The 13,572-nt window shown below is 65.9% G+C and carries 10 protein-coding genes; 8 read left to right on the top strand and 2 right to left on the bottom strand.

The features are described 5' to 3' along the window. Positions 1-16 precede the first annotated feature (16 nt). The 5 genes from ACZ46K_RS10135 to ACZ46K_RS10115 are packed head-to-tail and all read left to right on the top strand — an operon-like array spanning position 17 to position 7,305. Positions 17-1,582 (top strand): ABC transporter substrate-binding protein, encoded by a 1,566-nt coding sequence (locus ACZ46K_RS10135; protein ID WP_464748011.1) that lies wholly within the window; start codon positions 17-19, stop codon positions 1,580-1,582. After that, positions 1,579-2,547: an ABC transporter permease gene (locus tag ACZ46K_RS10130; protein ID WP_464748009.1), complete on the top strand. Its 969-nt coding sequence runs from the start codon at positions 1,579-1,581 to the stop codon at positions 2,545-2,547. The genes ACZ46K_RS10135 and ACZ46K_RS10130 overlap by 4 nt, the downstream gene beginning before the upstream one ends. Then, positions 2,544-3,371: an ABC transporter permease gene (locus tag ACZ46K_RS10125; protein WP_464748007.1), complete on the top strand. Its 828-nt coding sequence runs from the start codon at positions 2,544-2,546 to the stop codon at positions 3,369-3,371. Before ACZ46K_RS10130 ends, ACZ46K_RS10125 begins: the two co-directional genes overlap by 4 nt. Further along, positions 3,368-4,777, top strand: coding sequence for an ABC transporter ATP-binding protein (locus tag ACZ46K_RS10120; protein ID WP_054807639.1), 1,410 nt, complete (start codon positions 3,368-3,370; stop codon positions 4,775-4,777). Before ACZ46K_RS10125 ends, ACZ46K_RS10120 begins: the two co-directional genes overlap by 4 nt. Continuing rightward, positions 4,774-7,305, top strand: a complete 2,532-nt coding sequence (locus tag ACZ46K_RS10115) for a methyltransferase (RefSeq protein WP_464748005.1) — start codon at positions 4,774-4,776, stop codon at positions 7,303-7,305. Before ACZ46K_RS10120 ends, ACZ46K_RS10115 begins: the two co-directional genes overlap by 4 nt. Positions 7,306-7,318: 13 nt before the next feature. On the opposite strand, the gene ACZ46K_RS10110 is transcribed toward ACZ46K_RS10115, so the two are convergent. Then, complete coding sequence (locus ACZ46K_RS10110) at positions 7,319-8,233, bottom strand: NAD(P)/FAD-dependent oxidoreductase (RefSeq protein WP_464748003.1); 915 nt, start codon at positions 8,231-8,233, stop codon at positions 7,319-7,321. Between the two features lie 90 nt (positions 8,234-8,323). Between ACZ46K_RS10110 and ACZ46K_RS10105 the strand changes: the two genes are divergently transcribed. The 3 genes from ACZ46K_RS10105 (at position 8,324) to nhaA (ending at position 11,844) form a co-directional block, all read left to right on the top strand. Beyond that, on the top strand, positions 8,324-9,091 hold the full coding sequence (locus ACZ46K_RS10105) for a class I SAM-dependent methyltransferase (protein WP_464748001.1): 768 nt from the start codon (positions 8,324-8,326) through the stop codon (positions 9,089-9,091). An 83-nt stretch (positions 9,092-9,174) separates the two neighbouring features. Further along, positions 9,175-9,816 carry a hypothetical protein gene (locus ACZ46K_RS10100; RefSeq protein ID WP_464747999.1) on the top strand — a complete coding sequence of 214 codons (642 nt, stop codon included), beginning with the start codon at positions 9,175-9,177 and terminating at the stop codon, positions 9,814-9,816. A gap of 174 nt (positions 9,817-9,990) precedes the next feature. Continuing rightward, entirely contained in the window at positions 9,991-11,844 is a 1,854-nt protein-coding gene (nhaA, locus tag ACZ46K_RS10095; protein WP_464747997.1) for a Na+/H+ antiporter NhaA, read from the top strand. A 96-nt stretch (positions 11,845-11,940) separates the two neighbouring features. On the opposite strand, the gene ACZ46K_RS10090 is transcribed toward nhaA, so the two are convergent. Then, positions 11,941-13,410 carry an exopolysaccharide biosynthesis polyprenyl glycosylphosphotransferase gene (locus ACZ46K_RS10090; protein ID WP_054804925.1) on the bottom strand — a complete coding sequence of 490 codons (1,470 nt, stop codon included), beginning with the start codon at positions 13,408-13,410 and terminating at the stop codon, positions 11,941-11,943. Between the last annotated feature and the right edge of the window lie 162 nt (positions 13,411-13,572).

The raw sequence follows: 13,572 nt of genomic DNA, 5'->3' as shown, positions 1-13,572 counted from the left end.
AAAGAGACAGCACCCCATGCGATATCGCCCCCATCTATCCCGCTCGGTCCCGCTCCGCGCGGCAACGGCGCTCGCCGCGTCCGTCGCCGTGCTGGCCGGCTGCTCGACGTCCGACGATCCGAACAGAGCCGGCAACCCGAACAACGGAAGCGACGACGTCAGCTCATCGGACGTGTTCCGATACGTCGCGCCGGGCTCGTCGGCGGTCAGCACCAACGATCCGCATGGACTCCTTCCGGCGGAAAGTGATGTGGTCCGGATGGCCCTCACCTACGACCCATTGACAGTTCCCGGCGCCGACGGACAGACCCAACCGCGATTGGCCGAGTCCTGGGAGCCGGACCAGACGTTGACCGAATGGACCATCACGCTGCGCGACGACGCGAGGTTCTCCGACGGCAGCCCCGTCACCGCCGCTGATGCGCTGTTCTCCCTCCGCCGGATGGGTGAGAAGTCGGCGGAGAACTCGGGCCGCGTCGAACGTTTCGATCTCGGTGCCTCGGAAGCGACGTCGGATACGACGCTGCTCCTGCGCACCAAGGAACCGTATGCGGAGGTCGGTCAGGCTCTGGAGGGGTCGACGTTCGTCGTACCGGAGGGCAGCGCCGACTTCACCGAACTCGTACCGGGGTCGGGACCGTTCCGTCCGGCCTTCGCGGGCGGGCAGGTCGAAGTGTTCGAACGCAACAACGAGTGGTGGGGCCCCGTTCCGCCGATGGCAACCATCGAGATGCGCGCGATCCCGGATCCGCAGGCACGCGCCGACGCCGTCACCTCGGGGCAGGCCGACCTCGCCGCGGGAGTCCCGGCGTCGGCGGTGGTCGCACTCGACGAGTCGTCGGGAATCGGAGTGGTCCGGCACGCGGGCGCAACCCTCTACCCCCTCGTGATGCGCACCGACACAGCACCGTTCGACGACAACCGGGTCCGCGAAGCCGTCCGCAATGCCCTCGACCGCGAGCAGCTCCTCGATGTCGCGTTCCTGGGACAAGGACAACTGGGCAACGACGTGATCAGTCCTCAGGACCCGGCTGCACCCGATCTGCCGCAGCGCACTCGTGATCTCGACCGCGCCCGCGAACTGATGGCCGAGGCCGGCCTGTCGGACGGTGTCGACATAACGTTGAACAGCACCACCGCGTACCCCGGAATGGACAGCGCGGCCACACTCATCGCCCAGCAGCTCGCCGAGATCGGCATCCGAGTGAACGTCGAGCTGTCACCTCCGGACACCTACTTCCAGGATGTGTACGCCCAACGTCCCTTCTACATCAGCTATCTCGGGGGTATCCCCTTCCTCGACATCACCCAGGTGGCCCTTCGCCCGGATTCCCCGACCAACGAAACCGCGTGGAGCAATCCAGCCTGGTCGGCAGGACTCGCCGAGACCGTCGCCGAACCCGACGACGCCACCCGTGATCGCGGCATCGGCGAGTTGATGACAACGCTCCGGGATGAGGGTGGTTACGCCGTCTGGGCTGTCTCCGACCGTCTGGATCTTGCCGCACCGGGCGTGACCGGAGTGCCCGAAGGCATCGGATTCGCCAGTGCGTTCATCGACCAGGTCGACCTCGAAGGGTGATCTCTACGTCACGCCATTCCGGTGGAGTGCGATTGCGTCCGCTGCTCGTCACAGCGGCGCGCGCAATCGCACTCGTCCTGGCCGTCTCGGTGATCGTCTTCGGTGTCACTGCACTTCTTCCGGGTGACGCCGTGTCGCTGCGTGCGGCAGGCCGGATGACCCCCGAGCAACTGTCGGTGCTGCGCTCCGCGGCTGGTCTCGACGAACCGCTTCCCGTGCGGTATCTCGCGTGGCTGACGAATGCCGTCGGAGGTGATCTCGGGACGTCGACGAGCACCGGGCGCAGTGTGGCGTCGATGCTCGGCAACCGTGTGCCGGTGTCGATGGGCATCGTGTCGGTCGCGCTGGTCGTCATCATCCCTCTGATGGGGCTGCTCGCTGTGCTCGCCTCACACGGCGGGGGGCGTCGATCTGCCGGGTCGGCTGCCACCACCGCAATTGCGGCGCTCCCCCAGGTCGTCGTCGCAGCTCTCGTCGCCGCGATCCTGTCCGGGAGGGCAGGACTTGTGCCTCCGGTCTCCCTGATTCCCGCCGGCCGGTCACCGCTGGCGCACCTCGACCTGCTGGTGTTGCCGGCATTGACGCTGGCGCTGCCAGCGAGCGCATATGCGGCGATGATGCTGCGCGGACCGCTGGTGGATGCCGCGGAAACCCCCTACATCGTCGATGCTCGGATGCGCGGCGTCGGCCGGGCACGGCTCGCCGCGGCGTACGTCCTCCCTGTGGTGGCTGCGCCCGTCGTTCGTGTGATGTCGTTCGTCCTGGCCGGGCTGATCTGCGGAACCGCCTTGGTGGAGAATATTTTCGGGCTGTCCGGTCTCGGTGAACTGTTCGTGACCTCGATCGCCACACGCGATGTGGCGGTAGTACAGGCAATCTCGTTGCTCGCGGCAGTCGTGGTGGTGGTCGGCATGGCCATCGCTGATCTTGTCGCGGCCCGCATCGGCAGGAAGGACCCGAGGTGACCGGCCGTAGTGGGCGATCGACACGGTCGCTGCTCATGGTCTCGCTGGCCGCGGTGCTCGCCTTCGCGTTGTTCGGACGCTATCTCACCGACCAGGACCCACTCGCGACGGTGGCCCGACCCTGGACGCCGCCGAACGCAGACCAGCTGCTCGGAACCGATGCACTCGGACGCGACGTGCTGTCGCGAGTCTTCTGGGGCGGCAGCACTCTCACTGCGGTTGCGCTCGTCGCAGCCGCCACGTCGACATCGGTCGGTGTCGCCTGCGGTCTCTGGGCCGGGTGGTCAGGTCGCCGAATCGAACTCGTCGTGAGCGCAGGGGCCGATCTGTTGCTCGCGGTCCCCGCCGTTCTCGTCGGACTCGTCCTCGCAGTCGCCGTCCCGATGCCCGTCGCGGTGGTCGCCGCGACCGTCGTAGCCGGTGCCCCGCTCACCGCGCGCATCGTCGCCGACCTTGCCGCCGCCTGCCGCCACGCCACCTACATCGACGTCGCACGCATGCGAGGCGATTCCCTCCCGTCTGTTCTGCTCCGAGAAGTGCTGCCGTCGCACACCGCCGCGATCACGACCGACTACGGCCTGCGCGTCATCGTGGCCCTGCAGCTCGTGTCCACCATCAACGCACTGGGTCTGGGAACTTCTCCTCCGCAGCCGGATTGGGCATCGATGATCACCGAGAACTATTCCGGGATCGGACTGAACGCTACCGCGACCGTGGCGCCGGCAGTTGCTCTCGCCGCACTCGCCACCATCGTCGCGATCGCATCGACAACACTCGGGTCGACACCGCTCGGGTCGGCCGATCGACGAGGAGTCTCCTCATGACGACCCCGAGCACACTGCGGGTTCGCGGCCTGACGATCACCGACGACCGCGGAAACCATCCTCTCCATCTGTTCGATTTCGACGCCGCAGCTGGCGAGATCGTCGCACTCGTAGGACCTTCGGGCTCTGGCAAGACCACCGCGGTCTCCGCCCTGCTCGGGGTACTGCCGCGCGGCGTGGCCGTCACTGCCGGGTCGGTCGTCTGGTCCGGACCGGGCGAGCACGGCACCAGATCGTGGCGAGGAACCACTGTCGGATATGCCGCTCAGGATCCGGCGTCGGCGCTGCATCCCGGCTACACCGCGTGTCGTTCGGTCGCGGAGGCAGCACGTATGAGAGGCAGCGCGCGACACGTCGCAGCCGCCCGCTCCGTTCTCTCCGAGTTGGGGCTGACCGACGAACAGATCGGCTCGCCGCCCCACCGTCTCTCGGGCGGCCAGGCTCAGCGCGTCGCGGTTGCCCGTGCACTGGTGGCGTCTCCGCCGCTGGTGATCCTCGACGAACCGACCTCGGGACTCGACGACGTCACCCTCCAACCGGTGCTCGCGGCCATCACCGCACGACGACGCGCGAACGGTGTCACGATCGTCGCCACCCACGACCCACGCCTGATTGCCGTGTGCGATCGGGTACTACGGACCGCGCCGGCCGTCCACCACGACACCATGTCTGTGTTCGACAGGGTCGTACGCTCCGGCACAACTGCACTGGAGCTGACCGATTTCGGGATTCGTACCGAGCAAGGGCGTGTGTTGCTCGACGGCTCCACTCTCGACGTCCGTACCGGCGAGTTCGTCGTCCTGCGGGGCCATTCCGGCTGCGGCAAGACCACACTGCTGCGCGCGGTGTGCGGTCTGCATCCGTTCGACGGCACCGTGAAACTCGACGGGCATGCCGTAGCCGCGCGGGTCGGTGAACGTACACCGGAGTCGCGTGCTGCGATCGCGTTGGTCGGCCAGAATCCCCGGGATGCACTCAATCCCGCCCACAACATCGAGCGCATCCTCAGACGTCAGATGCGACAGCTGCATCCGCGGGCGGATCGCCGGGCCGAGGCCGAGCGCCTCCTCGACCGTGTCGCGTTGCCCAGGGGCGTCTTACGCCGGCGCCCGCATGAACTGTCCGGCGGTCAGCGACAACGTGTCGCGATCGCCCGCGCCCTCGCGGGCCGCCCGCGCCTGCTCATAGCCGACGAAATGACCGCATCGCTCGACCACAACACGGCGATGCACATCACCGACCTGCTCGACGAACTCAGGCACGCCGACACCGAAACCGGCAGCGGCCTGTCGATTCTGGCGACAACGCACGACGAGCATCTGACCGCTCGGGCGGATCGCGTCGTCGAAATTCACAAGGCCTCCATCATCGAAACCCCTTTGCACACGAGGAGCGCACATCCATGACCGACACCGAATTGCCCCGGAACGCCGATCTCAGCGCAGCCGTCGACGCCCTGTCCGCGCACCCCTGGATCGCGCGCGTCGACCCCGACGGAGACGGAGGAGTTCGAATCGTCGTATCCGACGGCGCCGTGGCGACGACCAGAGCAGAAGGTGCAGCGGTGCTCGGTGGCCTCACCCACGAACATCTGACGCACTGGGCAGAGGTGTACGACTGGACCTACAGCTCCACGCAGCAACACGAAACTCAGATGCGGGACCGGGACGACGATCTGGCCGGCTGGCGTGCCACCGACACCGGCGAGCCCTTGCCGGCAGAGCACATGATCGAATGGGTTGAGCGCACGGTCGAACTCGTTCTCGCACAAGGTCCCCGCAACGTACTCGAGCTCGGATGCGGGACAGGACTGTTGATGCGCAGACTCGCCCCGCATGTCGACAGCTACATCGGTACCGACGTTTCCGGTGAGATCGTGAACAGACTTGCCGCGCAACACATCGCCGGAACCAGTTTCGTTCAGGCCGCCGCGCACGAACTGCGAGGACAACTCGTGCGGGACGTCGTTGCGGCAACCGGCGCAACACCGGACTGCATTCTTCTGAACTCCGTCACCCAGTGTTTTCCGGATACCCGATATCTTGCTGCCGTCGTACTCGATGCCATCGACACGGTCGCTCCTGGTGGCACCGTGATCGTCGGCGACATCCGTCACTCGAGCCAACTCCACGACTTCGCCCGCTGGGCGGAGATGGCCAAGAATCCGAACGCAGACCCGAACACACTGGGCGACCGAGTGGATCGGCGGGCAGCGTCGGACAGCGAACTGTCGGTGGACCCGTCGACGCTCGCGTCCATCGCAGGCGCGTCCGATCGAGAAGTGTCGGTGTTCACCTACGCGAAGACGCTGCGCGACGATTCCGAACTCACCCGATATCGGTTCGATGCGGTGTTCACTGTCGATGTCGACGCCGTGTCCGGAAGCGGCACACCGTCGGTGACGTCCTGGAGTGATCTCGATCGCGACGGCACCGCACTGGCCGATCTGCGAGCGCGTGTCGAGTCCGAACCCACCCTGATCACGGACATCCCCCGATCTGTCACGGCCGCGGCGCTGAGTTCGGCGCTGACCGGTACGGATGCGGTGGTGTTGATCGACCCGTCCGATCCCGCCGTGTTCCGGGTGGCATCGCCCGCAGTAGTAGGCGCGATCACCACGGCGGACCCACCGAAGACCGGTACGCCTCACGAGCCACTGGGCGCGTTCGCACGCGGTCGGATGCTCGACGTCGCCCGCACGCTGTTGCGTCGGGCCGGTATCGCCCGACCGAAACGAATGAGCGTCGAACTTCCGTCCGGGCGAGGTCTCGACATCGTGGCAGCGGACCGCCGACGACACGAGATCGACCGTGCCGGAAGGTGTGCCGTATCAGGAACGCCGGAACCCATTTCCGATGCAGCGCTTGCCCGCGTACCCGACGCTGCCGAACGGTTGGACGTCATCGCTCTCGACGCGATGGCGGGCTTCCTCTGTTCCGATGGCGGGGTTCGGCCCGGGGTGACAGCATCCACCGACGAGGTCGCGGCGACACTGCGAGTCGCAGACCGGCACCTGTGGATTCTGCGTCGGTGGATCGAGGTCTTGTGCGCCGAAGAACACGCACACAGGCAGGGTCCTGACGCGTTCGTCCTCGCGGAGCCCACCCGGCCGGCGACGAACAGCATCGACGACCGGGAACTCGCCCGCGCCTGCCGCGCCCTGGGGTATCCGTCCGCGATGGCAGGTTTCTACTCGAAAGCGCTGTCTTCGCTCGGCCCGTTGCTGCGCGACGAGGTATCGGCGCAAGCATTGATGTTTCCCGACGGCGACATGACCACGTCGCTGAGCAAGGACGAGAGGAACTTCAGTAACCGGTACCTGCACGGCGCCGCGGCCCAGATCATCACCGAGGCCGCGCGCACCCGGCCCGGCCCACTCCGCATCCTGGAGCTGGGCGGCGGCGCCGGGGGCGGCACGCAGGCCGCGCTCGCGGCGCTCGGCGGCCAGAAGGTCGACTACCTCTTCACCGACATCTCCCGTTTCTTCACCACTTCGGCCGCGGAGCGATTCGGTGCCCGCTCCGGATTTCGCACCGCGACAGCAGATATCGACGTCCGACTGACCGAGCAGAATCTACCGGCACGTGCATTCGACGTGGTTCTGGCCGCGAACGTTCTCCATTGTGCGACCGATGCGGGATCGTCGATCGCAGCCCTGAGTGAAGTGCTGGCACCGTCGGGAATCGCCGTCGTGATCGAGGCCGTTCGTGAGCACAACCTCGTGCTGGCCACGATGCAATTCCTGCTGTCACCGCGAGATGGCGGAGCGCATCCGGGTGCGGCCGACCGGCGGAACGGCAGCGTCTTCCTTTCCGATGCCGACATCCGGCACTATCTGTCCATCAACGGTATTCGCCCGTCCATCGAACTCCCCGGGGAGGGAACTGCGCTGGCCGCGCCGTCACAGCGCCTGTTCGTCGGCCAAGCCCTGTGACGGCGAGAGACTGCTAATCGACGAATGCGTCGGCGAACAAGTCCTGCTCCAACCACACTGCGGCACGGACGCCGTCCGCGGCAGCGGGAGCCACCAGCGTCACCGGCTCGGGGACGGCGGCCAGATGCGCCGCGTCGCCGCCGGCGGACACCCCGGGAACGGTTGTCTTTCCGAACTCGTCGACGCGGACGCATCCGTCGTCGAAATGCTCACAGCCGAGCGCCCGAGTGAGCATCGTGTTCGGGGTCGTGGGCGCGCGGTGGTAGAGAGCTTGACGTTCGAGAACGGAGCCGTCGGCGAAATGCACCGTCAGCGAACCGGGTTCGCCCTCGATGTGCTCGACCGGCGTCTCCACCACCCGTGCGCCTGTCTTGTCCAGCATGGCTCTCAACGGATCCGGAATGGTCGACGGACCGTTGGTGCAGACCACCACATCGTCGGAATAGCGGTCGGCGACGTAGGCTCCGAGCCCGGCGTCCGGGCCGTTGGCCAGGACGGCGAGCGTCAGTCCGTCGGTCTCGAATCCGTGGCAGAACGGGCAGTGGAAGACTCCTGAGCCCCAGCGTTCCGCCAGGCCCGGGATCTCCCAGGGGACGTCGGTGACGCCCACGGCGAAGAACAGCTTACGAGCCTGTACAGGCATCCCGTCGTCGATCGTCACCTCGAATGCACCGTCGGCTCCACCGACCGCACCGACCTGACCGGAGATCCGCTCGACCGTGGGATATGCCTCGATTTCGGCGCGTCCGTCGGCGAGTAGATGCGCGGGTGCACCACCGTCGCGGCCGAGGTACATGTGCATTTCGGCCGCGGGTGCGTTGCGAGGCTGTCCACCGTCGACCACGAGGACTGATCTTTTCTGGCGTCCGAGTACCAGTGCGGCACTGAGGCCGGCGGCACCTGCGCCCACGATAACGACGTCGTACATGAGGTGACTCCGATCGGCGGGTACAGCGGCCCGCTATTATTGAAAGTGATTGTCGTTGCAAATAGTAGCCGACCGTTGGATTCGGATCGCATGACCGAAAGGACACACGTGCCCGTGTACCTCGACCCATACACCCGATCCGCGGATCACCTCGACCTCCTCAGCGCGGGGCCGTGGCAGCACATGGCACCCACCGTCAGTGCTGCGTTGGCCGGCATCGGCGAAACCGAGGCCACCATCGTCGAGCTCGGATCCGGCACCGGACTCGGAACCGGCGTCATCGCTCACGCAGCGCCGAACGCGCAGATCGTGGCGGTCGAGCCGTCCGGTCATCTGCGCGCGGTATTGCTGCATCGAGTCGCGTCCGACAACGACCTACGCTCCCGAGTGACCGTCGAGAACCGGCCGTTCCCCTCGTCCCGTCTGCCCGAGAAGTTCGATGCCCTCGTCATGATCAATTCACTGGGTCACCTCGACCCCGACGAGCGATCAGAATTGTGGAGGGTGGTCGCTACCGGACTCCTGCCGGGAGGACACGCCGTGATCAATCTTCAGGCGCCCACCACGTCTTCGGCCGTTCCGGAATTCGAGATGGCACGTGAACGCGTCGGCAATCGCGAGTACCACGGCACCGCGTCGGCGGAGCGCGTGGACGAGCGCACCATGATCTGGCACATGACCTACCGAACGAGCGAAGACGGCCACGAGATCGGCGCTACCGAGGTCGAGTACCGGTGGAATGTCCTCGACGCCGACACACTCGACACCGAACTCGCCCGCCATGGATTGCACGCCGGTGCGGTGGGCGACGAACAACTCGGGGTGTTCCGCGTCGAACAGGACGCTCGGCGGCGCTGACTCTCGGTTCCCTTCCCACAACCAGGCACGAGTACGGCACATAATCACACGAGTCGAAGAACCCGCGGAGAGAACGGATCGCAGTGAACTCATCGGAGCTTCCCAACGCCGAACGCCGACGCGCCGCCGACCGAGCACTGAACCGCAGCGCGTCGGCCATCTCGTTCGTGTTGCTGGCCTGGCTGGCCATCGGATTCTTCCGCGAACCTGTGTCATCGTGGCAGGAGCGGTTGATCGTCGGAGTGCTCGCGTTCTGTTTCGCGATAGTGGTGGTCATGGACATGGCATTCCGCAGAACGCTCCCCGCCCTCGACCGGACACCGCGGAGAGCGACCGTCACCGGACGTGAACCCTTCCACACCGATCCGGACTCTGACAGCGATCTCGAACCCTACGAACTCATCACCGTGACAGTCGACGTCGACGGCACCCCCACAGAAACGATGATCGCCGACATCGTCGCTGCCGAATCCCTCCCCCGATTCACTGTCGGCTCGATCTGGAATGTCTATGCCTTCGAAGACCCCACCGCGCTCAACAACGACCACCGGACGCGCGTCATCCTCACCGAAGCCCACGATGACGTCATCCGCGCCGGATCCGACCTCGGCCTCTACAGCGTCCACAACGCACCCGGGCCCGGATCGGATCTACTGCTACGCCGCTACCGTAACGATCCCCGCAGGTCGATGTTCACGACGTCATGCCCGCGTCGGCTCGAGTGACACCCCCACAACCAGCCCGATAGTCCATCGCTGAATGCTTCCCCCGACACCCAGGGTTTCCGTTGGTTCTGAACGTGCGGCAACACGAGGAACTGGAGGAAACTCTCGGACGGCGACACGGCCGACACGGCGATACGCTGACACCGCTGAGAGCGGACTTCGGAGCGGAGACACATGGCGGTCGACGAGAATCCCAGGGCCCTGCGCCGTATGTCACGGCTTCTCGCCGGGATTCGTGACGGCACCGATGACGACGCGCTCTCGGCCGGATTTCTCCTCGCGGCAACCGTGGTGGCATTGATCTGGGCGAACGTGGGTACCTCGTACGAGGCGTTCTGGCACACTCCGCTGACCATCCAGATCGGCGACTACGGCATCAGTCTCGATTTGAAGCATTGGGTCAACGACGCACTGATGACCCTGTTCTTCTTCGTCGTCGGTCTCGAAGTGAAACGCGAACTCACCATCGGTGAGCTCACCGACCGCACGCGGGCCGCGGTCCCTCTGGTCGCCGCGATCGCCGGTCTGGCATTGCCCGCTGCGCTCTTCCTCCTGCTCAACCCCAGCGGTGAGGCCGCCGGCGCGTGGGGGGTGGTGGTCTCCACCGATACGGCGTTCGTGCTGGGCGCGCTTGCACTGGTCGGACCTCGGTGCTCCGCCCGACTTCGCGTGTTCATCCTGACCCTCGCAGTGGCCGACGACATCGGCGCCCTCGCGATCATCGCCTTCTTCTACACCGACGAGCTGCGGCTGGGCTATCTACTGCTGGGTGGGGTGGGACTGCTTCTCATCCTGCAGTTCCGTCGACTCGAGGTCTGGCGTGGCATCGCCTACTTCATCGTTGCGGCAGGAACGTGGGTGGCGTTCTACGAGTCGGGTGTGCATCCCACCCTCGCCGGGGTGCTGATCGCGCTGATCCTTCCCGTCTACCCGCCGAGGCGAAGCGAAGTGGAACGTGCGGGCGAGCTCACCCGAGCTTTCCGTCAATCCCCCAACTCCGACTATGCGCGCGCCGCGCAACTCGGTGTGCTGCGGGCGGTGTCCGTCAACGAGCGGCTGCTGCGGTTCTATCAGCCGTACACCGCGTTTCTCGTCGTACCGATCTTCGCGCTCGCCAACGCCGGCATCGTGGTGACCGGGCAGACTGTGAGCGACGCGATCCGGTCGCCGATCGCGTGGGGCGTCGTCCTCGGCCTGGTGGTGGGAAAACTCGTCGGCATCACCGCCGCCACCGCCGCGTTCTCGCGACTTCGCCCGGGCAGTCTCCCGCCGGGCCTCCCCTTGTCGCAGATCAGCGGGGGCGGCGCGCTCGCCGGGATCGGGTTCACGATCTCTCTGTTCATCGTGGACCTTGCCCTCGACTCTCCCGACGCCGCCAACGATGCCCGCATCGGCGTACTCGTCGCAGCCGTCCTCGCGACCGGGCTGGGCTGGGTGTTGTTCAGGCTGTCGGATCGCCGCCACCCGCCCGAGGCTGCCACCGGACTCGTGTTGTTGAGGCCGGTGGATCCGGACCGAGATCACCTGCGCGGACCGGTGGATGCCCCGCTCACCCTTGTCGAGTACGGCGACTTCGAATGCCCGTTCTGCAGCAGAGCCACCGGAAGTATCCGGGATGTGCACAGGCATTTCGGTGATGAACTCCGCTATGTCTTCCGGCACCTGCCGCTCGACGATTCGCATCCTCACGCACGTTTCGCAGCCGAGGCCGCCGAGGCAGCGGCCGCACAAGGCCGCTTCTGGGACATGCACGACCATCTCTTCGTCAACAACGACGCCCTGACCGAAGACGACATCTACGAACACGCCGCGCAGGTGGGGCTCGACATCGACCGGTTCGCCGAGGACATGCGGCTGGGCCGTTACCGCCATCGGGTGGAGGACGACGATCTCGACGCCGCATCCAGCGATGTGCACGGGACGCCGACGTTCTACCTCGGTGCCACCGGCTCGGATCTCACACTGCACAACGGCCCGTTCGATGCGGCGACCTTGATCCGGAGACTGGAAGCAGCCCGGGGTCCGTAGTCGGGGTCTTAGGTGCACGAAATGACGGTTGGTGTACCGAAATATCGATACCCCAACCGTCATATCGGGCACTTACGGATCAGTGCGTCGTCTCGGTCAGTACGCGCCCTCGCTCGCGACCACGGCCTTCACGGTCTTCCCGATGATCAACACATCGGACACCATCGACCAGTTCTCCACATACGACAGATCCAGCCGCACCGACTCGTCCCACGACAAGTCCGAACGACCCGACACCTGCCACAACCCCGTCACACCGGGACGCACCAGCAGACGACGCTTGACCCGCCCGTCGTAGTTCTCCACCTCGCGCCGCAACGGCGGACGCGGCCCCACCACACTCATTTCACCGCGCAGCACGTTGATGAACTGCGGTAGCTCGTCGATGCTGAAACGCCGAAGGACCCGCCCGACCCGCGTGACCCTCGGGTCTTCGCGCATCTTGAACAACGGTCCTGCGCCCTCGTTCTGTACCAGCAACGCGTCGACCATCCTGTCCGCATCGGTGACCATCGAGCGGAACTTGATCATCCCGAACGGCTCGCCGTCCAAACCGATCCGCTCGGCCCGATAGAACACCGGCCCCCTACTGCCCAACTTGATCAGCAGCGCGACCACCGCGAACACCGGCATCAACATCAGCATTGCCGCGGATGAGAACGCCAAGTCGAACAGGCGCTTCCCCGAGCGCTTCGCACCGTGATAGCTCGGCTTCTCCACGTGAATCAACGGCAGGCCCGCAACCGGTCGCATCTCCAACCGCGGACCCGCAACATCGACCACGCCCGTCGCCACGACGAGATCAGCGTCGAGCGGCTCGAGCTGCCACACCAGATCCTTGATACCTTCGGGCCCGAGCGTCTCCGTGGCTGTCACCGCCACCGTGTCGGCACCCGAGAGCTCCAGTGCTTCGACCACCGAGTGCTCGTCACCGAAGATCGGTACCTGCCGACCATCGACATCGATCGTCTCTCCGACCGATCCCGAATACGCAGGCACGCACACACCGACCACCCGGTAGCCATCGGTGAACTTGCGCTCGAAGGTGCGGCCCAAATGCCGTACTGCCCGTACACCACCCACCACCAGGACAGAGGTGGCGTACTCTCCGCGGCTACGCTTGCGCGCCACTACCTTTCGCCACATCAAGCGGCTGATGAGCAGGCCTGCAAGACCCGTGGGCAGGGCGATCGCCAGATATCCTCGCGCCAACTCCAGACGAAACACCAACGCAACGATCGCGACGAACCCGAACAGCCACAGCGCCGCCGACACCACACGCTGATACTCGTCGTAACCCGCACCGATCACCCGGCGCGAGCGCGTGCGGAATACCCGCAGAGCTGCCAGCCACGCGACGGCGAGTCCCACCGACAACATCGAGTAGCTCAGTGTGCTGATCGGACCCATCGTCAGCATGTTCTCGTGGCCGAATCGCACCACCTGCGCCGACAGCACCGCCAGCACGACAACGATGCTGTCGGTCCAGAACAGGCGCCGCACATACACCGACTGCCATTGCCACCGGTTCGCCGCAGCACGCCTACGCACCGGCAACGTCGACATCCCCGGCGCGCAGTGCCCGTCGGGGCCGTGCTCTTCATCGATCACGACCACCCTGTAACCATCTCTCGTAAATGTTTCCTCCGAGACAGGTCTCGCCTTCCCGGCATGCCATGAGCCCCGGCGCCTACATCAGCCCATTCGCGCACACCTCGCAGGTGCGCG

The sequence above is a fragment of the Rhodococcus sp. JCM 9793 genome, from assembly GCF_055380405.1.
This window is presented reverse-complemented; position numbering and strand designations above follow the sequence as displayed.

What these genes read in the sequence shown, in the direction of transcription:
- ACZ46K_RS10120 (WP_054807639.1), top strand. Translation starts at nt 3,368, where the DNA reads ATGACGACCCCGAGCACACTGCGGGTTCGCGGCCTGACGATCACCGAC.
- ACZ46K_RS10105 (WP_464748001.1), top strand. Translation starts at nt 8,324, where the DNA reads ATGACCGAAAGGACACACGTGCCCGTGTACCTCGACCCATACACCCGA.
- ACZ46K_RS10135 (WP_464748011.1), top strand. Translation starts at nt 17, where the DNA reads ATGCGATATCGCCCCCATCTATCCCGCTCGGTCCCGCTCCGCGCGGCA.
- ACZ46K_RS10110 (WP_464748003.1), bottom strand. Translation starts at nt 8,233, where the DNA reads ATGTACGACGTCGTTATCGTGGGCGCAGGTGCCGCCGGCCTCAGTGCC.
- nhaA (WP_464747997.1), top strand. Translation starts at nt 9,991, where the DNA reads ATGGCGGTCGACGAGAATCCCAGGGCCCTGCGCCGTATGTCACGGCTT.
- ACZ46K_RS10090 (WP_054804925.1), bottom strand. Translation starts at nt 13,410, where the DNA reads ATGTCGACGTTGCCGGTGCGTAGGCGTGCTGCGGCGAACCGGTGGCAA.
- ACZ46K_RS10115 (WP_464748005.1), top strand. Translation starts at nt 4,774, where the DNA reads ATGACCGACACCGAATTGCCCCGGAACGCCGATCTCAGCGCAGCCGTC.